Origin of the sequence: Bradyrhizobium sp. SZCCT0231 (genome assembly GCF_018130245.1) — a bacterium.
In the GTDB taxonomy this organism is placed as follows: Bacteria; Pseudomonadota; Alphaproteobacteria; order Rhizobiales; family Xanthobacteraceae; genus Bradyrhizobium; species Bradyrhizobium japonicum_F.
This window is the reverse complement of sequence record NZ_JAFCKP010000013.1, coordinates 131487-151741: the sequence shown is the minus strand read 5'-3', so window position 1 is coordinate 151741 and position 20255 is coordinate 131487. Positions and strand designations below refer to the sequence as shown.

Annotated in this window: 23 protein-coding genes; 7 read left to right on the top strand and 16 right to left on the bottom strand. The window is 65.8% G+C overall.

The annotated features are described in order from the left end of the window. The first annotated feature begins 275 nt into the window (after positions 1-275). Positions 276-1127 carry a pantoate--beta-alanine ligase gene (gene panC / locus JQ566_RS25595; protein ID WP_212377356.1) on the top strand — a complete coding sequence of 284 codons (852 nt, stop codon included), beginning with the start codon at positions 276-278 and terminating at the stop codon, positions 1125-1127. Here the strand turns inward: panC and JQ566_RS25590 are convergent. The 4 genes from JQ566_RS25590 to JQ566_RS25575 form a co-directional block, all read right to left on the bottom strand. After that, positions 1124-1564, bottom strand: coding sequence for a DUF1489 family protein (locus JQ566_RS25590; protein WP_212377353.1), 441 nt, complete (start codon positions 1562-1564; stop codon positions 1124-1126). The genes panC and JQ566_RS25590 overlap by 4 nt on opposite strands. A gap of 42 nt (positions 1565-1606) precedes the next feature. Further along, a complete protein-coding gene (locus tag JQ566_RS25585; protein WP_212377350.1) occupies positions 1607-2596 on the bottom strand; it encodes a hypothetical protein in 990 nt (329 codons plus the stop codon). A gap of 155 nt (positions 2597-2751) precedes the next feature. Then, positions 2752-2955, bottom strand: a complete 204-nt coding sequence (locus tag JQ566_RS25580) for a hypothetical protein (RefSeq protein WP_212377345.1) — start codon at positions 2953-2955, stop codon at positions 2752-2754. A gap of 317 nt (positions 2956-3272) precedes the next feature. Next, positions 3273-3935 carry a glutathione S-transferase family protein gene (locus tag JQ566_RS25575; protein ID WP_212377342.1) on the bottom strand — a complete coding sequence of 221 codons (663 nt, stop codon included), beginning with the start codon at positions 3933-3935 and terminating at the stop codon, positions 3273-3275. 122 nt (positions 3936-4057) lie between these two features. Between JQ566_RS25575 and JQ566_RS25570 the strand changes: the two genes are divergently transcribed. Then, complete coding sequence (locus JQ566_RS25570; protein WP_212377339.1) at positions 4058-4774, top strand: DUF599 domain-containing protein; 717 nt, start codon at positions 4058-4060, stop codon at positions 4772-4774. Positions 4775-5428: 654 nt separating this feature from the next. Here the strand turns inward: JQ566_RS25570 and JQ566_RS25565 are convergent. The 4 genes from JQ566_RS25565 to mgtE all read right to left on the bottom strand — a co-directional run bounded on the left by JQ566_RS25565 (position 5429) and on the right by mgtE (position 9343). After that, positions 5429-6349, bottom strand: coding sequence for a hypothetical protein (locus JQ566_RS25565; RefSeq protein WP_212377336.1), 921 nt, complete (start codon positions 6347-6349; stop codon positions 5429-5431). Positions 6350-6398: 49 nt separating this feature from the next. Continuing rightward, a complete protein-coding gene (locus JQ566_RS25560) occupies positions 6399-7217 on the bottom strand; it encodes an aldo/keto reductase (RefSeq protein WP_212377333.1) in 819 nt (272 codons plus the stop codon). Positions 7218-7370: 153 nt separating this feature from the next. Next, positions 7371-7673, bottom strand: coding sequence for a helix-turn-helix domain-containing protein (locus JQ566_RS25555; RefSeq protein WP_212377330.1), 303 nt, complete (start codon positions 7671-7673; stop codon positions 7371-7373). 248 nt (positions 7674-7921) lie between these two features. Continuing rightward, complete coding sequence (gene mgtE / locus JQ566_RS25550; protein ID WP_212377327.1) at positions 7922-9343, bottom strand: magnesium transporter; 1422 nt, start codon at positions 9341-9343, stop codon at positions 7922-7924. Positions 9344-9425: 82 nt separating this feature from the next. Here mgtE and JQ566_RS25545 point away from each other — a divergent pair, with 82 nt between their 5' ends. Further along, positions 9426-10232 (top strand): polysaccharide deacetylase family protein, encoded by an 807-nt coding sequence (locus JQ566_RS25545; protein ID WP_212377324.1) that lies wholly within the window; start codon positions 9426-9428, stop codon positions 10230-10232. A gap of 157 nt (positions 10233-10389) precedes the next feature. After that, on the top strand, positions 10390-11730 hold the full coding sequence (locus JQ566_RS25540) for a polysaccharide deacetylase family protein (protein WP_212377320.1): 1341 nt from the start codon (positions 10390-10392) through the stop codon (positions 11728-11730). A gap of 4 nt (positions 11731-11734) precedes the next feature. On the opposite strand, the gene JQ566_RS25535 is transcribed toward JQ566_RS25540, so the two are convergent. Then, positions 11735-12106: a hypothetical protein gene (locus JQ566_RS25535; RefSeq protein ID WP_212377317.1), complete on the bottom strand. Its 372-nt coding sequence runs from the start codon at positions 12104-12106 to the stop codon at positions 11735-11737. 285 nt (positions 12107-12391) lie between these two features. Between JQ566_RS25535 and JQ566_RS25530 the strand changes: the two genes are divergently transcribed. Then, entirely contained in the window at positions 12392-12649 is a 258-nt protein-coding gene (locus tag JQ566_RS25530; RefSeq protein WP_212377314.1) for a hypothetical protein, read from the top strand. 147 nt (positions 12650-12796) lie between these two features. On the opposite strand, the gene JQ566_RS25525 is transcribed toward JQ566_RS25530, so the two are convergent. The 7 genes from JQ566_RS25525 to JQ566_RS25495 form a co-directional block, all read right to left on the bottom strand. Continuing rightward, positions 12797-13006 (bottom strand): hypothetical protein, encoded by a 210-nt coding sequence (locus tag JQ566_RS25525; protein ID WP_212377311.1) that lies wholly within the window; start codon positions 13004-13006, stop codon positions 12797-12799. 180 nt (positions 13007-13186) lie between these two features. Then, the gene (locus JQ566_RS25520) at positions 13187-13387 is read right to left on the bottom strand and encodes a hypothetical protein (protein ID WP_212377307.1); all 201 of its coding nucleotides are present in this window, start codon (positions 13385-13387) and stop codon (positions 13187-13189) included. A 134-nt stretch (positions 13388-13521) separates the two neighbouring features. Continuing rightward, positions 13522-13704: a hypothetical protein gene (locus JQ566_RS25515; RefSeq protein ID WP_212377304.1), complete on the bottom strand. Its 183-nt coding sequence runs from the start codon at positions 13702-13704 to the stop codon at positions 13522-13524. 260 nt (positions 13705-13964) lie between these two features. Beyond that, positions 13965-14723 (bottom strand): Crp/Fnr family transcriptional regulator, encoded by a 759-nt coding sequence (locus JQ566_RS25510; RefSeq protein WP_212377301.1) that lies wholly within the window; start codon positions 14721-14723, stop codon positions 13965-13967. Further along, complete coding sequence (locus tag JQ566_RS25505) at positions 14723-17887, bottom strand: CheR family methyltransferase (RefSeq protein WP_212377297.1); 3165 nt, start codon at positions 17885-17887, stop codon at positions 14723-14725. The genes JQ566_RS25510 and JQ566_RS25505 overlap by 1 nt, the downstream gene beginning before the upstream one ends. A 345-nt stretch (positions 17888-18232) precedes the next feature. Then, complete coding sequence (locus JQ566_RS25500; RefSeq protein ID WP_212377294.1) at positions 18233-18499, bottom strand: hypothetical protein; 267 nt, start codon at positions 18497-18499, stop codon at positions 18233-18235. A 10-nt stretch (positions 18500-18509) separates the two neighbouring features. After that, a complete protein-coding gene (locus tag JQ566_RS25495; RefSeq protein WP_212377291.1) occupies positions 18510-19514 on the bottom strand; it encodes a chemotaxis protein CheB in 1005 nt (334 codons plus the stop codon). Positions 19515-19599: 85 nt separating this feature from the next. Here JQ566_RS25495 and JQ566_RS25490 point away from each other — a divergent pair, with 85 nt between their 5' ends. Together JQ566_RS25490 and JQ566_RS25485 are read left to right on the top strand one after the other, a co-directional pair. Continuing rightward, positions 19600-20004 carry a response regulator gene (locus JQ566_RS25490; RefSeq protein WP_212377288.1) on the top strand — a complete coding sequence of 135 codons (405 nt, stop codon included), beginning with the start codon at positions 19600-19602 and terminating at the stop codon, positions 20002-20004. 51 nt (positions 20005-20055) lie between these two features. Further along, a complete protein-coding gene (locus tag JQ566_RS25485) occupies positions 20056-20244 on the top strand; it encodes a hypothetical protein (RefSeq protein ID WP_212377285.1) in 189 nt (62 codons plus the stop codon). Positions 20245-20255 lie beyond the last annotated feature (11 nt).

The following is a 20255-nucleotide window of genomic DNA, read 5'->3' as shown; positions in this document are numbered from 1 at the left end:
AACACCCCTAACGAATATCTTCGAGTTGGCCGTCTCTGCGGTCAAGTGAAATGCGTGACAGATAATGCAAATCGCAGCGCGCCCTGCTTCATCATGAATCGCGGCGCCGTGCTGCGTCTGTGTCCAGCCCACAATGTCGCGACGTCCTGCGCCACCTTGCGCGGGATGCTGTGCCGCATCCGGATGCATGGCGTCCACGATCGCCGCTTGTTAAGGTTAGCCGGTCGGGCGCGCTACGCGCTCACCTGCGCCGCTTCCCAATCCGTCGAGTCCTGATGTCAGCAAGCCCATTGATCGCCCGCACGGTCCCCGCCCTGCGACGCGCCGTCGACAATCTCCGCAAGCGAAAGGCCACGATCGCACTGGTCCCGACCATGGGGGCCCTCCATGACGGGCATGTGTCGCTGGTTCGCCTCGCCAAGCGCCGCGCCAGCCGCGTCGTGGTGTCGATCTTCGTCAACCCGACTCAGTTCGCCCCGACCGAGGATTTTGGCGCCTATCCGCGCACCTGGAAGGCCGACATCGCCAAGCTCGCCGCCGAGGACGTCGACATCGTCTGGCACCCGGGCGTCGAGGCCATGTATCCGGAGGGCTTTGCCACCCGCATCGTGCCGGAAGGGCCGGCGCTGGCCGGCCTCGAGGACCGCTTCCGCCCGCACTTCTTCGGCGGGGTCGCCACCGTCGTCGGCAAGCTGTTCACGCAGTGCCGGCCGGATTTTGCGATCTTCGGCGAAAAGGACTTTCAGCAGTTGCGGGTGGTGACGCAGATGGCGCGCGACCTCGACCTCGGCGTCAAGGTCATCGGCTCCCGCACCGTGCGCGAGCGCGACGGGCTCGCGATGTCCTCGCGCAACGTCTACCTCTCGCCCGAGGAACGCCAGACCGCCATTGTCCTCTACCGCGCCATGAAGGAGAGCGCCGGGCGCATCCGTGCCGGCGATTCGATCGCGCCGGCGATGGCCGGCGGTGCGGAGATGATCAAGGCGGCCGGCCTGGTGCTCGACTATTACGAGGTCCGCCATGCCGAGACGCTGGCACCGGTCACCTCGCGCAAGGACGGCCCCCTGCGGATCCTGGTCGCGGCCAAGCTCGGCACCACCCGGCTGATCGACAATATGGCTGTTTAGAGCAGTCCGAGGTCACGCAGCTCGCGCCGCATCGGCTCCGGCATCGCCGCAATCGAGCCGGCCGCGGACTTGCCGAGATCGGCCGGCACGGAATCGTCGGCCAGATAGCGCCAGCCCTGGAACGGGCGCATCGGCCGCGGCGAGACCGAGATCACCTTCGGCTGCATCACGATCCGGCAGCGCCCGATGCCGTCCTTGTCGCGGAACGGCTCGATGCCGATGATCTTTTCGCGCGCGGCAATCTCGCCCTTGATCACCCAATAGAGCGAACCGCCGGCGAGGATTTCGGCGTCGCGCTTGGGCACCATGCGGGTGATGTGGATGTGATGTTGCGGCAGACCCTTCTTCTTGGCGGTCTGCATCCGTTCGGCCACCCACTCCTTCAATTCCTTGACGGAGTCGCAGCCGACGGCGAGCTTGATCAGATGGAGTGGCATGCCCAAGCATTAGCCGGGCAGCCACGCATTTGGAATGCCGATCTACTCGTTATCCGCAGCCGCGGGAGCAGCCGTCGACGCCGGCGGAGGCGCAAGCGGAACCGGTGCAGCGGGAGCACGCGCAGCCTTTGGAGCCGGCGGCGGTTTCTTGGCGGCCGGTGCCGCAGGCGCTGCGGCCTGTGCCGAGGTCGCGGCCGGCGCACGCGGTGCCGCATTTGCGGCCGGCGCCGCCTGGCGCGTCGCCGCAGTGGGCGGCTCCGGATTCATGATGCTCACCGGCGGCGTCGACGAAGCGCTCGGGAACTCGGCATTGGTGGGCTTGCCGGTCGGCACCGACGGCGGCAGCCCGGCAAGCGCAGCAGTGGCCGGCATCGCCGGCGCTGTTGCGGGCGTGTTCCAGGTCGGCGCATAGCGCGCGACCAGCGTGTCGTAGAGATGGGAGTCCATGTTGGCGGCGATCTGCTGCTGGTCGGTCAGCGAGCGGAACGCGGCGCAATCGAACTGCGTGCAGCCGTCGCGCACGATCAGCACATGCGCGACAAGGCCGTAGCGATCACGCTCGAGCGACTTGCGCAGCACCTTCATGTCGAGTGTCAGGCTCTTCTCGACCGTGGCGGCGTCGCCGAGCGCGGTCAGCCGGTCGATCCTGGCGGCCGTATAGGAGACGGCCGCAGCCGCTGCGTCAGGCGCGCCGAACAGCGCCTTCTCGCAGCCAGCGGCGACGGCATCGCCGGCGAGATCGTCGAGACAGGACAGCGCCGGCAGGCTCGCCATCACGGCACCTTGCGCGCGCGCTTCGGCTGGAGCGGACTGCGCGTCCGGTCCATAGACGCGCACGGTGGCTGCCCCGGCGATCGCGATGGACAGCAGCGTAATGACGGTCAGCGCCCCATTGGCGACCGATCTGTCGGCGCGCGGCAGCGTGATCAGGAGGATCAATCCGAAGAATCCGACAGCCGCCAGCGTCATCCACATCGGCAAGGCCGGCGAACGCCAGATTTGGTCGAGCGAAGTGGCCCATGCCCAGTTCATGCGCGACGTCCCCTCACGCGAGCAAAGAGCGGATGGTCAAGCGAGCACCGCGAGTCGGCAACTGCCCCCGCCCACCTTGCGAAGGTGAAGCGGGCCTTTTGACGGCGGCAGGACACAAATCCCTGATGGCACGAATGCGCGGGTGCGGTCAGCCTTCAGGTGAGCGCGAGCTGACTTTCCTTGGCGACGCGCTCAAAGGCTTCGGTCGAGCTCTTGATCCGGTACTGGCAGTCGTCGCCTTCGGTCGGCAGCAGACGGATGATCTCGTACGAACCGCTGGCAGCGGGGCGCGCGACGTTGCTGGCCGTGAACAGGACGCGCGATCCCACGGGAAATTTGTGCTTCAACACCCTCTCCATTACTCAAACAGCGCCTGCCTCGCCCAGTGTCCCACTGCGATGGCCGGCCGGAAACCCGGGCGGTTGTATAGCATGCGTCCTGCCGTTTTGGCCAGCGCCATGCCAGCATGGCAAGCGCTCAAATTTTGCAGCCATTTCAAAATGATAACGGGACAGCCAGCGGGCCGATGATACCATTGGAGCCGCCCGTTCTGCCGGCATGTCGCAGGCTGTGTCGCAGCTCCCGGGTCCCACGGCCTTCGCCCATTGCCGGCCTTAAGGGCCGCCGGCTGCCAGGCCGCCAGCGGCCCGGCCAGACCTGCGATCCAGACCTGCGATCAGGCGTCCTCGAACTTGGCGATGAGAAGCGTTTCGGCCAGCCCGTCGCGCGTCCATTCCTGGAATGCCGGCAACGCCATCATCGTCTCCATGTAGGCCTTGGTGTCCGGCGCCACCTCGATCGCATAGGTGCGGAAGCGGTGCACGACCGGCGCGTACATGGCGTCCGCCGCGCCGAAGCGGCCGAACAGGAACGGCCCCTTCGCGCCATAGCGGGTGCGGCACTCGCGCCAGATCTCCTCGATGCGCGCGATGTTGGCCTTGGCGTCCGCCGACAGCGCCACGGGGCGGATCGGCCGATGCAGGTTCATGCCGCATTCGTTGCGCAGAGCAGCGAAGCCGGAATGCATCTCGGCGCACACCGAACGGGCATGCGCGCGCGCGGCGACATCGTCGGGCCACAGCCTCACTTCCGGGTAGCGCTCGGCGATGTATTCGATGATGGCAAGCGAATCCCACACCGTGATGTCGCCGTCGACCAGCACCGGCACCTTGCCGGCGCGGCTGAAGGACAGGATCTGCTCCTTGTCCGCGGGATTGTCGGTGTAGAGCGGGATGAGCGTCTCCACGAACGGGATGTCGTTGGCGCGGAGCGCCAGCCAGGGCCGCATCGACCATGACGAGTAGTTCTTGTTGCCGATCGCGAGTTTCAGCGCAGCCATGTCACCAGTCCTTCCCGAGACGTCCTTGAGCGAGCTGCTTTTAGCGCCATCGCCTGCCGCCAATCAATCGTTGCTGCGCCGCGCCATGCATGGCAATCGTTGCGGTCCTTCAGGAGACAGACATGAGCAGGCATTGGGTCGATATCACCGCGGTCGGCTTCTTCATCATCGAATGGCTGGTCTATGCCCTGACGCTGGAGCACTCGGCCTATGGCCGTGACAGCCTGTCGGCGCGCATGAACCGCTATCGCGAGGTCTGGGTGCGCCGGCTGCTCGACCGCGAGACGCGCATGGTCGACATGCAGATCATGGCCTCGCTCCAGAGCGGCACCGCCTTTTTCGCTTCCACCAGCCTGTTCGCGCTCGGCGGCGCCCTGGCGCTGCTGCACGCCACCAACGACGCGATCACGATCCTGAGCAAGCTGCCGATCGACCTCAGCACCTCGCCCGCTTTGTGGGAGCTGAAATGCGTCGGCCTCGTGCTGATCTGCGTCTACGCCTTCTTCAAATTCGCCTGGGCCTATCGCCTGTTCAACTATGTCGCGATCCTGTTCGGCGGCATGCCGCCGGCTGACCGGCGCGACACGCCGGAGGCCGAAGCCCATGTCATCCGCACCTCCCGCCTGTTCGAATCCGCCGGCCGTCATTTCAACCGCGGCCAGCGCGCCTTCTTCTTCGCGCTCGGCTATCTCGGCTGGTTCGTCAGCCCGTGGGTGCTGTTCGTGACCACCGCAGCCGTGGTGGTCGTGACCTGGCGCAGGCAATTCGCATCCAGTGCATGGGCGGCGATGGCGCCGGAGGTCGTGGATGGTGGTGAGGGGATGAAGCGCGGTCATTGATCTCTCGTGTCCCGGACAAGCTGCAATGCGCAAGCATTGCAGCGCAGAGCCGGGACCCAGAGCAACACGGCACAATGCGGCGAAATGGGCCCCGGCTCTGCAGCGCACCGCTGAAGGAGCGCTGCGCTGCGTCCGGGGCACGAGAGAGGCGTGTGGTACACGCTCTCTCCTCCTCGTCATTGCGAGGAGCCCTTGCGACGAAGCAATCCAGAGTCTCTCCGCGGTGGGATTCTGGATTGCTTCGCTGTGCTCGCAATGACGGAGTATGAGGTGACAGCTTGGTTCTCCAAGTGACGCTGTCATTCCCCGCCTTGTGCGCAATCGCGCACTGGGGCGGGGAATCCAGTACGCCGCGGCCTCTCGATTCAATCACTACCGTCTCGGAGTACTGGATCGCCCGCCTTCGCGGGCGATGACAGCGAGTGTGGGGCTGCAGACGCGGCCTCACGTTCTCGCGGCTTAATTCGCCCGAGCTTTGCTTGATCTTTCCACCCTCGCGATGCGGAATATTTTCACGTTGATGGGTTGAGAGGGCGACACAGGGCGAGACCTGTAGCCCGGATGGAGCGCGAGTGTAATCCGGGAAAGTGCAAGACGCCGGGAGAGCGTGCCCCGGATTACGCTAACGCTCCATCCGGGCTACACGACCACACGCTATCCGCCAAAATCCTTCGGGCTGAACGGCAGGTCCAGCACCTTCCATTCCCCGTACAAATTGGCCGGCAGCATCTTGTAGGGCTGGCAGCTCTGCAGCGCGCTCATTGCGGACTTGACGATGGCCACGCCCTTCGCGGACGGCGGTGCCTCGATCAGGATGGGCTCGCGCGCCAGCGTGCCATCGGTGGCGAACACCGTGCGCAGCTTGACATGGACGTTGTCGGTCGGCGCGACCCCGGCGGGCAGCTTGGCGCAGCTTCGCAAATGACGACGAAGCGCGGCGATGACCTCGGCCGGCAGCTTGGCTGCGATCGAATCCTTGGCATCGCCGCCGTCGTCCTTGGGCGCGCCTTTCGGCTCGGGCGGCAATTCGGGCGGCAGGCCCAGCATGACGCCGTATTTGACGGTGACGTCCGGCTGGGGCGCCTGATAGGCCGGCGGCGGCGCAGCCTGCTGCTGCGGCATCGCCTGAGGCGGCGGTTGCGGCATTGGCTGAGGCTGAGCTTGCTGCGGCGGCGGTTGCGGCTGCACGTCGGCCTCGGGCTGCTTCGACGCCTGCGAGGGTTGCGGCTGTTTCTGCTGTGGCTCGGGCGAGGCCTGCGGTGATGGCGTTGGTGCAGCAGCCTGCTGCTTGGCCGCGGGCTTCGACGCTGCCTCCGCCTTGTCGGTGACATCCAGCTTCGGCAGTTTCAGGTCGGGAAGCGGCTCCGGCGGTTTCTCCTTCGCCTCTTCCTTCTCCTCGGCCTTGGCTTCCTCCTGCTTCACCTGCTCCGGCGTGACGATGTCGACCGTGACAGTCTCAGGCGGCGCGGCGTGAAACGGATGGACCTCGCTGATCACGATGATCAGCGCCACCAGCGTCAGATGCGCGATTGCCGACGCCGCAATATCCGTCCGTATGATCTTCCGCAGTTCCATCGACCGAACTTGGGTTGCCGTCGCGGTCCTAGCATACCCCGGGCCCCTCTCAATCCCATTTCGGGGCGAAGCCAAAGTCGGTCAGGCGTCCCCTGGGATTGGCGAGCGCGGCGATCCGGCTCATGTCGTCCTCCGAAAGCTCGAAATCGAAAATCTCGATATTCTCCGACAGGCGCTCGACGCGCGAGGTGCGCGGGATCGCAGCGACATTCTGCTGCACCAGCCAGCGCAGGCACACCTGCGCCGGGGTCTTGCGGTGGATGCGCCCGATCTCGGCAAGCGTCTGGTCAGTCTTGATGCGGCCCTTGGCGATCGGGCTGTAGGCGACCAGCGCGAGGCCGTGCTGGTCGCAGGCCGCCCTCACCTTCGCCTGGTCGAGATAAGGGTGATATTCGACCTGGTTGCAGACCAGCGGCTCCGGCGAGGCCGCCACCGCCTGCTCGATCAGCGCCACCGTGAAATTGGAAACGCCGATATGGCGGGTCAGCCCCATGCGCTTCGCATGCGACAGCGCGCCCAGCGTCTCCGCCAGCGGCACGTGGGGATTGGGCCAGTGCAGCAGCAACAGATCGACCGAGGGGAGCCGCAAACGGGCGAGGCTCTCCTTGACCGAGCGCTCGAGATCGTGGGGCGCGAAATGGTTGGTCCAGACCTTGGTGGTGAGGAAGACGTCGTCGCGGCGCACGCCGGAGGCGCGCAGGCCGTCGCCGACCTCGCGCTCATTCTCGTAGACCTGGGCGGTGTCGATGTGGCGATAGCCGAGCCGCAGCGCCTGCTCGACCACGCGGGCGCAGGTGCGCCCTTCCAATTCCCAGGTCCCGAGCCCGATCGCCGGGATCCTTGCGCCATTGGCCTCGACGAACAGCATGAGGAATCCTCTCTGCTACGCAGCCCCGGTCGACATTATGGACCTCGTCCGCGATGGTTGCCAACGGACGCCAGTGCTATCGGGACGGATATTCAGGGCAATGCTAACAGGAGGTTCGCACCAGGCTTCAGGCCTTGACGTCACGCCTTTTCGTCACGCCTTGGCGAGCGCCTGGAACACGGTGTCGGGCGCATGCGCGATCACCGCGAGCAGCGCGCGGGCCGGGCCGCGAGGAGCGCGCTTGCCCTGCTCCCAGTTGCGGATGGTCTCGACGGGCACGCCGAGCTTGGCGGCGAACTCCATCTGGGTCAGGCAGGCGCGGCGCCGCAAATCGCGCACCGCGAGCGGGCCGGTATCTGCCGGCGCGGCATTGGCCGTCGGCTGGACCGGAAATTCCTGCCCATCCCGCAATTCGACGATCCGTCCGTCCGCCTTCAGCCGCAACCGCATGCCCATTCCCCCAAGCACAGGCGATGATGCGGCAGGTCGCTTAAGTTCGGATTAAAGATAGGAGGTCTCGCGCCCCGGACGCCATCAGCGCGTTTACGCGCGTCTTCGACGCGCTATGGCAGCGCTTCTTCGGCGGTGCGCCGCAGAGCCGGGGCCCATCTCTCGGCGACATTCGCGTGGCGTTCGGGGTCCCGGTTCTGCGCAGCAACGCTAAAGGCGTTGCAGCGCGCCCGGGACACGAGAGTGAGGGGCCGCTACTTCAACCCGAACCAGAGCGTCGCAATCCCGAGGAAGGAGAAGAAGCCGACCACATCGGTCACGGTGGTCACGAAGGTGCCCGACGCCACCGCCGGGTCGGCCCGCACGCGCTCCAGCGCCATCGGGATCAGGATGCCGCCGAGCGCGCCGGCGACGAGGTTGCAGATGATGGCGAGCCCGATGACGATGCCGAGGCCCGGGATCTTGAACCAGGCGACCGCGGCAATGCCCGTGATCACGGCGAAGGCGAGCCCGTTGACGAGGCCGACCAGCGCCTCGCGCAGCACCACGCGCCAGGCATTGGAGGAGCCGAGCTCGCGCGTCGCCAGTGCCCGCACGGCCACCGTCATGGTCTGGGTCGCGGCATTGCCGCCCTGGCTCGCCACGATCGGCGCCAGCACCGCGAGTGCGACCATCTTCTCGAGCTGGCCCTCGAACAGGCCGAGCACGGAGGACGCCAGGAACGCGGTGGCGAGGTTCACCAGCAGCCAGTTGAAACGGCCGCGGGCGATGGTGAGAAACGTGTCCGACAACTCTTCGTCGCTGGTGACGCCGCCGAGCGCCTTGAGGTCCTCGTCCGCCTCCTCCTCGATGACGTCGACGACGTCGTCGACGGTGATGACGCCGACGAGGCGGTCCTGGGTGTCGAGCACGGGTGCGGCGACGAGATTGTACTTGCCGAACATGCGCGCCACCTCTTCCTGGTCCTCCAGGACGGAGACGCGGCGGCGGTCCTCGTCGGTGAGCTCGGTCAGCGCCACCGGCCGGCGCGTGCGCAAGAGCACGTCGAGCGGCACCGCGCCCTGCCAGTGCTGGTCCTTGTCGACGACGTAGATCTCGTAGAAGCGGTCGGGCAGGTCCGGCGTCTCGCGCATGTAGTCGATCGCCTGGCCCACGGTGAAATCCTGGGGCACGGCGATGAACTCGGTCTGCATCCGGCGGCCCGCGGAGTTCTCCGGGTACAGCAGGCTGCGCTCGAGCGCGACGCGCTCCTTGAGCGGCAGCTTCTCGAGGATCTCCTCCTGCTCCTCGGCGTCGAGGGTTTCCAGGAGCTCGACCGCATCGTCGGATTCGAGCTCGCGGACGCCCTCGGCGACCGTCTCCGGCGGCAGCTCCTCGAGGATCTCCTCGCGCACGGCCTCGTCGACCTCGTTCAGCGCCGAGAAGTCGAAATCACGGCCGGTGAGCTCGACGAGGCGGACGCGGTCGTCCGGCTCGAGGGCGCCGATCAGATCGCCGAGATCGGCCTCGTGCAGCTCCGCGACGCAGGCACGCAGCGCCGCACTGTCGCCGGCCTCGATCGCACGGGCAATTTCCTCGACGAATTCGTGCCTGATATCGCCGTCTTCATTGCGCATCGGCACGTGGTCGAGTACCGAATCCGCAGCGGATGGGGCAACGTCCATATGTTCGTCCATGGCGCGCCTCGCCGTTTGACAGATTGGAACGAATGAGCTGAGCTGACGGTCAGGCAATACCCACAAGGCAACTCGGAGCGCAATGACAAAGATGCTGCGACTGAGGTGGACCTCGACCATGGCGGGCGCCCTCGTCGCGGCTGTCATCGGCATCGCCCCGACGGATGCCGCCGAGTGCACGCGCAAGGACGCGCTCGGCACCTCGCGCATCCTCAGCGTCGACGCCAAGACCTATCCGCGCGTCGGCGTGAAGAGCTTTCCGCAGACGCTGCCGCTGGCCGATCGCGAGGTCGTGCTGACCTTCGACGACGGGCCGAACCCGCCGACGACGTCGAAGGTGCTGGCTGCGCTGGCGCAGGAGTGTGTGCGCGCGACCTTTTTCCTGATCGGCCAGCACGCCTCGCAGCATCCCGACATGGTCAAGCGCATCGCCCGCGAGGGCCACACCATCGGCCATCACTCCTTCTCGCATCCGCTCATGGCGCATATTCCATTCGAGAAGGCCACGGCCGACATCGACCGGGGCATCGCCGCAGACGAAACGGCGCTGCACGGAACCTCGACGACGCCACCCTCGACGCCGTTCTTCCGCTTTCCCTATTTCGAGTCGACACCAGCGCAGCTCGACCTGCTCCAGTCGCGCGGCATCGTTGTGTTCGGGGCCGATTTATGGGCCAGCGACTGGGAGGAGATGACGCCGGAGCAGCAATTGAAGCTCGTCACCGAGCGCCTCGCTGCGAGCGGCAAGGGCATCATCCTCTTCCACGACAACAAGGCGCGCACGGCCGCAATGATGCCGGCCTTTCTGCGGTATCTGAGGGAGAACCGCTATCGGGTGGTCCACATCGTACCGGCGGGCACATTGCAGAAGCACGCCGACGCGCGCTGATGCCGGAATGTCACGCCAGGGCAAAATGGGGTGATTTGGGACCCATTAACACTCTGTTCATGCTACCCCGTGCAAATATGAGGGCGGCTACGGCTGAACCGTTTTGGGCCATCTCCGACCTATCTAGGCGCCAATTGCATGGGGGCAGACGAGGTTCATGATCGGAAGTAGCGTTGTTCTGCGGACGCGATCGTGGATCGTCCTTTGTCTGGGAATGCTGACCGTCGGTTCGCCGGCCGCGCTCGCGGCCGACTGTCCCGGCCACCCCGACGCCCTTGGCACCTCCCGCACCCTCGTTGTCGATCCGCGCGAGCATCCCCTGATCGGCACCATGCAGTACCGCGAGACGCTGCCGCTGAAGGACCATGAGGTCGTTCTGACCTTCGACGACGGTCCGATACCGAAATATTCCAACCAGGTGCTCAAGATCCTCGCCGACGAATGCATCAAGGCGACCTTCTTCATCGTCGGCAACCAGGCCAAGGCCAATCCGGAAGGCGTGCGCAAGCTGGTCGCGGCGGGCCACACCGTCGGCACGCACAGCATGGACCATCCGCTGACCTTCGACCGGATGCCGATCGAAAAGGCCGAGGCCGAGATCAACGGCGGAATCGAATGGACCTCGGCGGCGATGACCGATCCGTCCCAGCTCGCCCCGTTCTTCCGCATTCCCGGCCTGATGCGCGCCGAGGGCGTCGAGAATTATCTGATCTCGCGCGGCATCCAGGTCTGGAGCGCCGACTTCCCGGCGGACGACTGGCGGCATGTCTCGTCCGACCGCGTCTACCAGCTCGCCATCCAACGGCTGGAGGCCAAGGGCAAGGGCATCCTGCTGCTGCACGACATCCAGGCCCGCACCGTGGCGGCGCTGCCGAAGATCATCCGCGACCTCAAGGCGCGCGGCTATCGCATCGTGCATGTGGTGCCCGCGACGGCCGAGCGGCCGGCGACGCCCACCACCCAGGTCGAATGGCTGCTGCATCCGCCGACGGAGACGACGCCGATCGCACGCTGGCCGCGCGTGCCGAATTTCGTTTTCGCGCAGGCCCGGATGCTGCCGGCGCCCGCGGCTGCCGACCTCAATGCCCAGGCCGAGCATCAGCCGCTGCTGCCGCTCCGGACCATGGCGCAGGCCAATGTCGCGGCCACCCTGCCCGTGCCCGGCCGCGCGCTCTTTACGATCCCGGAAGGCTCGGTCGAGGTGCTGCTGTCCACCACCCTGTCGCGGCGCGCCGCGACGCGGCTGGCGATGGCGGCCGAGAGGCCTCATCCCGCCAAGGACAAGGCAGCCCAGGGCAGAGCAGCAAAGGGCAAGACAGCCAGGCTGCAGGGGCGGCGTACGGCCCATGCGGCGCCGGCGGCACCGGATCATGCCGCGCAGCCGATCGACATTGCACCCAAGGGCACTGCACCCAAGGGGGCGGTCTCCAAGAGCGCCGCCTCCAAGAGCGCGGCGCCCCGTCCGACCCGCGTCGCCAGCCTGAAGAAGCGCGCTTAAGCCCTCACTGCCGCATGATTGCGGCGACGCAGAGCAGCACGATCAGCGCCAGGAAAAACAGGTCCATATAGGACTTGAGCTCGCCGTCGCGCCGCAGCCGCGCAACGTCGGCGACGACCTGCTTGCGCGCCGAGGTTCCGCCCGAATCGTTGATCGGAGCCTGAAGCCGCTTGGTTTCGGCCTCCAGCTTCTCGATCTTCTGGAAGAAGTAGAACGCGCGCAGCGTCGAGGCCGCGCGCATGGCGGCATAGATCAGCACCAGGATCGCGATGATCGCCCGGTTCTGATATTTCTCCATGAAGTTCAGGCTGAAATAGACCATCGCCATGAAGGCGAAGTTGGTGAAGAAGCGATAGACGAAGCTAAGAAAGACCATGCGCGCTCGAGCCTTGAGGGTAGCGCAATCGGATCGTTGCGCGTACGGGATCAGGGGCCAAGCCGGAACAGCCGGCCTGGATGCCGTGCAGGCCCGTCTACGCCAAGTTTATTTCAACAAAGATACGATCGCCCCGCACCGGCCGCCTTTTAGCCACACGCGGCCATAATGCAAGCCGGAGTGCGCCGCCGGTCTATGGCGACACCGGCAGCCGCAACGGCTCAATGGCGATTTGGCCGAAGTCGCGATAGACTGGCGACCTGCCGCCAGATCTGGGGTCTGCCGATGACAAAGAAGGGAATCACGGGCCACGACGATTGGGTGCTGACCGAGGCGCTCGCGACCGCCCTCGTCGCGCTGGAGCAGCTCGAGCCGAAGCACCGGCCGAACGCGCATATGGACGACATCCGCAAGCTGCTCGCGAACGGCAAGGAGCCGGCGGCGGTGAGCCTGCACCTCGCCCAGGCCAAATGCCGCCTGTTTCCCGAGCTCGACCCGCTGGAGATCTACCGGGAATACGGCATCGGCGAGGAATATGGCTAGGGCCCGCCCGCGGCCGATCCCGCGATCACCATGACCAGCGGGCCATCGCGCTTGGCCTGCTCGTCGTCGTCGCAGACCAGGTTGATGCATCCGAACACATGCCCGTCCGGATCGATCTGGAACGTGCGTAGTGCTTGATGCTCCCCACTATGCTTGTCCTCGTCTTGGGGAGACGGGCGCGCTCAACCAGTCTGTCAGGATCGAGGTCGCTTCGTTCTGCTTGGCGCGTTGCAGCAGCATCTCGCGTTCCCTGCCGGGCGGCAGGGTGCGGGCGCGCTCGCGGGCGTTTTCGGCGAAGGCGGCCAACCGCTCCTGGAGCGATTGGGCCTGTTTCCTGCGGTTACGTTTGGCGGTCATTTGCACTTTTTCGGATCATTCAGGCGGCCCAGCCCGGCATCGTTTGCAGCTTCCGCCGCAACAGCCGGTTCCAGCATTTCAATAGGTTAACGCAGCACGATTTTGCGCTACGCGCAGGCGCGCGACCGCTCGATCCGGACTGCGCCGGAACCGAAATGCATGATTCATTCTGCAGCGCCCTCAATCCGGCGGCTGCAGGCCCGGTGACCGCAGCCACTCGCTCATCTGAGATCCCGTTTCCGCCTGACGCGCCTTGCGCAACATCTCGTCGCGCGCAGCGCCGGGCGGAAGCGTGCTGGCTTCCTCGCGCAGCCGCTCCGCCTCGGCGGCGAGGCGCGCCTCCAGAGTGTCTGCATGCTTGAATCGATATCGCGTCGTCATCAGGCGTTCTCCCTGGTGCATAGGTCGAGCGCGCCGTTGCGTTCCGACGTCCGGTGGGGCCGAGCCGCGCAGCCTTGCAGACGATCAACGTTGCGGAGGAGGAACGGTTGCTTGTTTCCGCGAAAACACCGGACCTACGGTTCCTCGTTGTCCCGGCGCGCCTTGATCTCCGAGCGAAGCATGGCGCTGTCCATGATGGCCAAACGCAAATCGTTCACGGTTTCGCCGTAGCGACCCGCAGCCTGTCTGTGCTGCTCCCGGAGGGCGCGGCTCTCTTCGATAGCGCGTGTAGCGCGGGCAAACAGGGCGTCAGGCATCAGTCATGATGCAACAAAGCACAAGAGCACGCTCTTACATAAGTTACTCAAAACGCGCCAATCGCTAAAAAAGCTTCGCTGATTAACCTGGATCATATGACTCGTTGCGACGGCCTCACGCGCACGCCTCGTCCTTCGAGACGGCGCTTACGCGCCTCCTCAGGATGAGGCTAATCAGCGTCAGTGCCCGTTGAAACTGCGCACTCCGCGCTCATCCTGAGGAGCCCGCCCGAAGCGGGCGTCTCGAAGGATGGCCGGCTTCATCGCGTCGCTTCGGCCCCTCGATAGAGCTGCAGATAGCTCGGCGAGTATAGCGCCGCGTTCTTGAGCGCATCGAGGTCCGGGATGGTCAGCATCCGCTCGCGCAGGATGATCAGCCCCGACGCGCGCAGCTCCTGAAGAGTCCGATTGAGGTGAACGACGGACAAACCGGTGGCATCCGCGAGATCCATTTGCGTCACCGGCATGACGCAGGAATTGCCGTCGACCATCCCCACGGCGCGAAGCCGCTCGAACGTTTCGCAGAACAGGTGGGCCACGCGCTCTACCGCCACGCGACGACCGAGATTGATCGCCCATTCGCGTTGGATGGCGATGTTGACGAGGGTCTCGCACCAGAACGCCTCCGCGAGCGAACGGTCGTCTGCCATCAGGCTCTCGAAGCGCGCGCGCTTGATCTCGCTGTAGACCACCGGCGTCATCGTCGCGATGGAATGATCCATCACCGAGAGCAGGAACGCATGCGCATCGCAGCTCTCGCCCGGGAAGATGAAATTGACGATCTGGCGGCGCCCGTCCTCGAGCGTCTTGTAGCGGCAGAGCCAGCCGGACAGCACGACGCGGACGCTGTCGACGGGGTCGCCCTCGGAGATCAGGTCCTCGCCCGATCCGACACGCTGGAGGCCTTCGAGCATGGCGTATTCGAGCGATGCGCGGGCCTCCGTCGACAACGGCCTCAGCGCGCTCAGCCGGCGAATGACCGGCTCGAGGACGCTACTATCGACCGTCGACAACGGCATCAGGCTGCCACCACGGGTGTGTGGAAGGCGCGCTTGCTCAGGGGAATGCTGATTGTGCATTGCAGCCCGGCAGGGTTGAATGTCATCTTCGTCTGCCCCTTCAACTCGAACGCCAGCGTACGCTCCAGAAGTTCGGTACCAAATCCTTTTCGCGGCCTCGGGGTCACCGGCGGCCCGACGCGCTCCCGCCATTCGAACACCAGCTCCGCCGGCTCGACGCTCTCATCGACGCGCCAGGTCACTTCAATGCGACCGGTCGGCTGGCTCAGGGCGCCGTATTTGAGCGCATTGGTCGCAAGCTCGTGGATCGCGAGCGCGAAGGTTTCCGCCGCCTTGGGCTGGAAGCGCACCTTCGGCCCGGAGACCCGCATCTGCTCGCCTTCGCGGGCATTGTAGGCAAGCAGCTCTTCAATCACGAGATATTCGAGATCGACGCCGCCTTCGGGATCGCGGGTGACCAGCGCCTGGGTGCGGGCGAAGGCGTTGAGACGGCCGTCGAGATGAGAGGCATATTCCTCCACGGTAGAGCTCGTTTCCGCCGAGCGGCGGGCGATCGACCGCACCACACCGAGCGTGTTGCGAACGCGGTGCTGGAGCTCGGCCAGCAGCAGGCGCTGGCGCTCCTCGGCGCGAGTGATCGCGGTGACGTCAATGAAGGTGATGACGACGCCCGCGATGAAATTGTCGATGCTGCGGTACGGCAGGATACGCACGATGTAACGGGTGCCGCTGTCAGGCGCGCTCAGCTCGCGCTCGATGCTTGCCAGCGTGCGCAGCACGCGGCGGACGTCGTCATAAAGTTCCTCGATCGGGATGCGCGCCTTGATATGGCTGATCGGCCGGCCCGTATCGGTTTCGACGAGATGCAGGACCTGCGTGATCGCGGGCGTGAAGTTCATCACGCGCAGATCATTGTCGAGGAACACGGTCGCGATCTGCGTGCTCTCGAGGAAATTCTTGAGGTCGCTGGTGGCGCGCGTCAACTCCTGGACACGGTGGGCCAGCTCTCCGTTGACGGTGGTCAGCTCCTCGTTGACCGACTGCAATTCCTCCCGCGAGGTCTCCAGCTCCTCGTTGGCTGACTGAAGCTCCTCGTTGAGCGACTGGTATTCCTCGTTTGAGGATTTCAGCTCCTCGTTGGTGCTCTCCAGCTCCTCGATGGTCGCCTGAAGGCGCTCGCGCGTGGCGCGCAGATCGTTTTCGAGGCGCTCGACATGCTCGGTACGTACCAGCGCGCCGGGATTGCCCTGATCGGCCTCGACCGTGCGGACCGGGCCATCCTTGAACAGCACGACGAAATTGCGCTGACCGCCCGCGCCGTCCTGGACCGGCTCGACCGTGATGTCGACCAGGACGCGGTGACCGTTCACCCCGAGTTGCACCTGCTCGGCATGGACGGGCTCGTTGGTTTCGGCGGCGCGACTGAGCGCGGTGCGCAATTCCAGGCGGAGATCCCGGTGCACGAGCTGAAGCAGGTCGAGCGAGGCGGCACCCGCCGTCGGCTCGATATAGCGGCCGGTGCGCCCCGAGAAGTGTAGAATCTGGAAATTGTCGTCGGTGATGACGTAGGCCGGCGCATACCGCTCTGCGATGCGCTGGGCGCGCCGCTCCAGTCCGACGTCGGGGCCGAATGAGCGCATCGCCGGCACTTCGACGGGCACCCCGCCCGCCGCGGTCGTGATCGGAAATTCCGGCGGCAGCCGCGTTCCGGTTTCCAGCTTCTTGAAGATGCGCGCCCGGCGGTCCACCGGCACGAACAGCTTCGGATGCCGCGTCACGTTCTCGGAATTTCCGAGGAACAGGTAGCGGTCCGGCAGCAACGCGAAGTGGAACAGCGGGATCACCCGGTTCTGCAGCTCGGCGTTGAGATAGATCAGCAGATTGCGGCAGGAGACGAGGTCGAGCTTGGAGAACGGCGCGTCCTTGATGACGTTGTGCTGCGAGAAGATGCACATCTCGCGCAGCTCCTTCACCACGCAATAGGTGTCACCCTCGCGGACGAACCAGCGCGCCAGGCGCTCGCTGGTCATGTCCGCTTCGATATTGGTGCGGTAGCGGCCGACGCGCGCGGTGGCAAGCGCCCGTCCGTCGATGTCGGTGGCGAAGATCTGGACCTGCGGCGCGGATTCCATCCGCGCCATATGCTCGCGCAGGAGGATCCCGATCGAATAGGCCTCCTCGCCGGTGGCGCAGCCGAGCACCCAGATGCGCACCTGCTGGCCCGCACCCTTGCCCTCGAATATCTTCGGGACGATCTGGGTCTCCAGCAGCTCGAATTCGCGCTTGTCGCGGAAGAACTCGGTCACGCCGATCAGCAGGTCGTTGAAGAGGTGCTGGGCCTCGTCCTTGTCGCTCCTGAGGAAATCGGCATAGGCGGGAATCTCGTCGATCTGGACCACTTGCATGCGCCGCTGCACGCGGCGCAGGAAGGTGTTCTGCTTGTAGCCGTGGAAATCGTTGCCGGTCTTGGCGCGCAGGATGTCGGCAATGCGCGACAGCGAGTACGCCGCCGCAGCGAGCACCTCGTCAAAGCCCTGCTTGTCCTCCATGCGCCTGAGATGACGGGCATAGACCTGGATGTGCTCGGGGATATCCTCCGGCGGCAGCACATAGTCAGCGATGGCGGCGGGCGTGTTGCCGCTGCGCAGATGCTCAGCCTCATCCTGGCTCGCCAGCTTTTCGGCGATGGCGAGGCCGCCGTGATCCTTGAGTGTCGCCGTGCCGAGCGTGCCGTCACCGCCGGTGCCGGCAAGAATGACGCCGATGGATTGCTCGGCGCGCTCCTCGGCCAGCGAGACCAGGAAGCTGTCGATCGTGGCGCGCTCGCCGGGCGCCTGCTCGGCCTTGCGGATCGCGAACCGGTTGTTCTGGATCGTGGTGATCATCGCCGGCGGGCACAAATAGATCATGCCGCCTTCGATCGCGTGGCCGTCACCGATATCGGCGACCTTGCCTCCATTGGACGCCTGCACGATCCCGCGCAGCCGTGGCTCGTCGAAAGTCTCGTGATGCTGAAGCGCCAGCACGATGGCCTGATCGGCGGCTACGGTCAGCTTGGCAAAGAAGCGCTCGATGCTGTCCAGTGCACCGGGCGAGGCGCCCACCCCTATGATCAGCGGAGTCTTGCGCTCTCCTTGGACCGGCTGGTCGCCGACGTCGTGCATGGCTCTGGTGGCTCTCGTTCGTTCGCCGGGACCAACAGGCGCCCGGCTCCTGCAAATAGCAGAAATCAATATTATCCCAACAGATCAAACGCAAAAGTGTCCCGAAGCCTTCAGCGTTGTCAGCCCCGGCCGCCAGGTCAATACTTGTCCATACTTGGCCGGCGGCGGAGGAACCCGCGATGCCAATCTCCGAGGAACTCGCTGCTCTGATCAGGCGCGCCGAGCGCGCAATCGCGGACGCCCGCCGCCTGCTGGCCGAGAACGAGCGCTGGCGCCGGTACGCGGAGCGGCAGCTCTCCGCCATGTCCGAGCTCAGCGCGGAGTTCAGGAGAGCTGTCGTGCGCGCTACCCCGCCGCGACCTCCTGCCGGAGATACTCGACCCGCTGCTCGATCAGCGTGCGGTGGCGCTCCCATTCGACCAGGGTCTGCTTGAGCAGGCTGACCAGCCGCTCTGCCTGACGCGTGTCGTGTCCGCCCGCCATGAGTTCACGGACGCGATCTTCCTGATCACGGAGGCGCTGCCAGCCCTCCTCGATGTCCCTATCGGCCTTCACCAGCAGGTTCTGCTCGGTACTGAGCTGCGCGGTACGTTCGGCAAGGGAGATGGCCATAACGGAGCCTTCAGACCTCCCGTTTGCCCACAGGAGGGTCGAGCGACTTTAGCATGACCGGACGGATCATGTCGGCGTATTCGCGGTATTCGAGCGCCCGAGCCTCGTACATCTCCGCCACCGCCGCCCGGCCGCTGCGCCGGCCGTCGGCCGCCATGCGCTGCACCAGCTCCGCGCGCTCCTCGATGATGCGCAGCGCCACGCGCAGCGCCTCGTCGACGCGCGCCTCTCGCTCTTTGGCGAGAGCATCGGCGGTGAAGCCGTGGCCGACCTGGCAGCGAAAGCGCATCGGGCGCGCTTCCCCGACCTCGGACAGCACGCCGCCGCAGGCGGGACAGGTCAGCGCGACGGCGGCCATCGCGGCCAAATTGTCGCTGCCGATCCGGTCGCCGGCCGCAATCTCGACCTCGAGCCTGATCTCGGGCGGGATCGGCAGCGCGGCGCCGGCCGGCTCCCTGACGAGGTCGGACAGCACGTCGCCCATGGTGGCGCCGGGCACGCAGAGGTCGACCGTGGTCGCCGCCATCGCCCGCCGCGGCATCTCGTCGGAGATTGCGTCCGAGGGGTCCTGCACCACGGCCATCCCGCCACAGCACTTGATGGCGCTGAGGCCGGCAGCCCCATCGGACAGCAGCCCGCTGAGGAGCACGCCGATCACGCACGGGCCGTGATAGAGGGCGGCAGAGCGGAACAGGGCATCGATCGCCGGCCGCACCATGTTCTCGCGCGGTCCTCGGCCGAGGAAAACGCGATCTCCAGCAAGCAGCAAATGACGGTCCGGCGCCCCCAGATAGACATGGCCAGGCTCGATCTTCATGCCGTTCTCGGCCTGCCGGACCGGAAGTGGGCCGGCACCGCTGGCGACCGTCGAGAGAATGCCGATGCCCTGCGCCGGAAGGTGCAGGACGATGAAGACGGCGGCCGGCAAATCCGCGGGCAGACGGCCCAAAATCTGCTTCAGCGGCGCGGTCGCCCCGGCCGAGCCCCCGATGACAATGATGTCGCGGTTGCCCATGGAACCCACTTTCGATTGCATCGTTGGACCAAGGTGGGTCCCAGTCTTATGTTCCTATCGGCCTGGAGGGATTGCTGGAGGGATCATGTCCAGTTCTCACGCATCGTCTCAACAGCGCACGCCCCTGACAGGGCGCCGTATCCTCGTGGTCGAGGACGAATATTTTCTCGCCGACGATATCGGCCATGCGCTGCGAATGCTGGGCGCCGAGATTGCCGGTCCGGTCGGGGACATCGCGGATGCGACGGCGATGCTGCGCGGGGCCGGCGCACTCGACGGCGCCGTGCTCGACGTCAATATTCGGACGGAGCTGATTTTTCCGATTGCCAGGGAACTCAGGGCGCGCGACGTGCCCTTCGTGTTCACCACAGGCTACGACAAGGTCAGCATCAAGCCGGAATTCCGCGACGTGCCGCTCTGGGAAAAGCCGATCGATATCGTGGCCATGGCGCAGACCCTGGCGGGGCTCGTCGGCGATCGGCGGGCATGACGCGCAACGCGGCGCATCCTCCCCCCCTCTCGCAATGTAAAGTGACGTTCCATGATCTACACACCTGATACCGCTCTCGACAGTCAGCTGCTCAGCCAGTCGCGCGAACTGGTACGCGAGGGCTTGGCGCTGCTGCGCAGCACCGACCATCTCGTGAGCGCGCAGCGCCTGCGCAATGAGCTGGAGGAAGAGCGCCGCAAGCCGCCGCGCCGGGACAGCAAATCGGGGGACGCCCGCTGATCTGCCGCGCG

What these genes read in the sequence shown, in the direction of transcription:
- mgtE (WP_212377327.1), bottom strand. Translation starts at nt 9,343, where the DNA reads ATGGACGAACATATGGACGTTGCCCCATCCGCTGCGGATTCGGTACTC.
- JQ566_RS25490 (WP_212377288.1), top strand. Translation starts at nt 19,600, where the DNA reads ATGTCCAGTTCTCACGCATCGTCTCAACAGCGCACGCCCCTGACAGGG.
- JQ566_RS25580 (WP_212377345.1), bottom strand. Translation starts at nt 2,955, where the DNA reads ATGGAGAGGGTGTTGAAGCACAAATTTCCCGTGGGATCGCGCGTCCTG.
- panC (WP_212377356.1), top strand. Translation starts at nt 276, where the DNA reads ATGTCAGCAAGCCCATTGATCGCCCGCACGGTCCCCGCCCTGCGACGC.
- JQ566_RS25555 (WP_212377330.1), bottom strand. Translation starts at nt 7,673, where the DNA reads ATGGGCATGCGGTTGCGGCTGAAGGCGGACGGACGGATCGTCGAATTG.
- JQ566_RS25520 (WP_212377307.1), bottom strand. Translation starts at nt 13,387, where the DNA reads ATGACGACGCGATATCGATTCAAGCATGCAGACACTCTGGAGGCGCGC.
- JQ566_RS25530 (WP_212377314.1), top strand. Translation starts at nt 12,392, where the DNA reads ATGACAAAGAAGGGAATCACGGGCCACGACGATTGGGTGCTGACCGAG.
- JQ566_RS25525 (WP_212377311.1), bottom strand. Translation starts at nt 13,006, where the DNA reads ATGACCGCCAAACGTAACCGCAGGAAACAGGCCCAATCGCTCCAGGAG.
- JQ566_RS25500 (WP_212377294.1), bottom strand. Translation starts at nt 18,499, where the DNA reads ATGGCCATCTCCCTTGCCGAACGTACCGCGCAGCTCAGTACCGAGCAG.
- JQ566_RS25560 (WP_212377333.1), bottom strand. Translation starts at nt 7,217, where the DNA reads ATGCTGTTCGTCGAGGCCAATGGCGCAAGGATCCCGGCGATCGGGCTC.
- JQ566_RS25495 (WP_212377291.1), bottom strand. Translation starts at nt 19,514, where the DNA reads ATGGGCAACCGCGACATCATTGTCATCGGGGGCTCGGCCGGGGCGACC.
- JQ566_RS25570 (WP_212377339.1), top strand. Translation starts at nt 4,058, where the DNA reads ATGAGCAGGCATTGGGTCGATATCACCGCGGTCGGCTTCTTCATCATC.
- JQ566_RS25590 (WP_212377353.1), bottom strand. Translation starts at nt 1,564, where the DNA reads ATGCCACTCCATCTGATCAAGCTCGCCGTCGGCTGCGACTCCGTCAAG.
- JQ566_RS25575 (WP_212377342.1), bottom strand. Translation starts at nt 3,935, where the DNA reads ATGGCTGCGCTGAAACTCGCGATCGGCAACAAGAACTACTCGTCATGG.
- JQ566_RS25545 (WP_212377324.1), top strand. Translation starts at nt 9,426, where the DNA reads ATGACAAAGATGCTGCGACTGAGGTGGACCTCGACCATGGCGGGCGCC.
- JQ566_RS25515 (WP_212377304.1), bottom strand. Translation starts at nt 13,704, where the DNA reads ATGCCTGACGCCCTGTTTGCCCGCGCTACACGCGCTATCGAAGAGAGC.
- JQ566_RS25585 (WP_212377350.1), bottom strand. Translation starts at nt 2,596, where the DNA reads ATGAACTGGGCATGGGCCACTTCGCTCGACCAAATCTGGCGTTCGCCG.
- JQ566_RS25540 (WP_212377320.1), top strand. Translation starts at nt 10,390, where the DNA reads ATGATCGGAAGTAGCGTTGTTCTGCGGACGCGATCGTGGATCGTCCTT.
- JQ566_RS25505 (WP_212377297.1), bottom strand. Translation starts at nt 17,887, where the DNA reads ATGCACGACGTCGGCGACCAGCCGGTCCAAGGAGAGCGCAAGACTCCG.
- JQ566_RS25535 (WP_212377317.1), bottom strand. Translation starts at nt 12,106, where the DNA reads ATGGTCTTTCTTAGCTTCGTCTATCGCTTCTTCACCAACTTCGCCTTC.
- JQ566_RS25565 (WP_212377336.1), bottom strand. Translation starts at nt 6,349, where the DNA reads ATGGAACTGCGGAAGATCATACGGACGGATATTGCGGCGTCGGCAATC.
- JQ566_RS25485 (WP_212377285.1), top strand. Translation starts at nt 20,056, where the DNA reads ATGATCTACACACCTGATACCGCTCTCGACAGTCAGCTGCTCAGCCAG.
- JQ566_RS25510 (WP_212377301.1), bottom strand. Translation starts at nt 14,723, where the DNA reads ATGCCGTTGTCGACGGTCGATAGTAGCGTCCTCGAGCCGGTCATTCGC.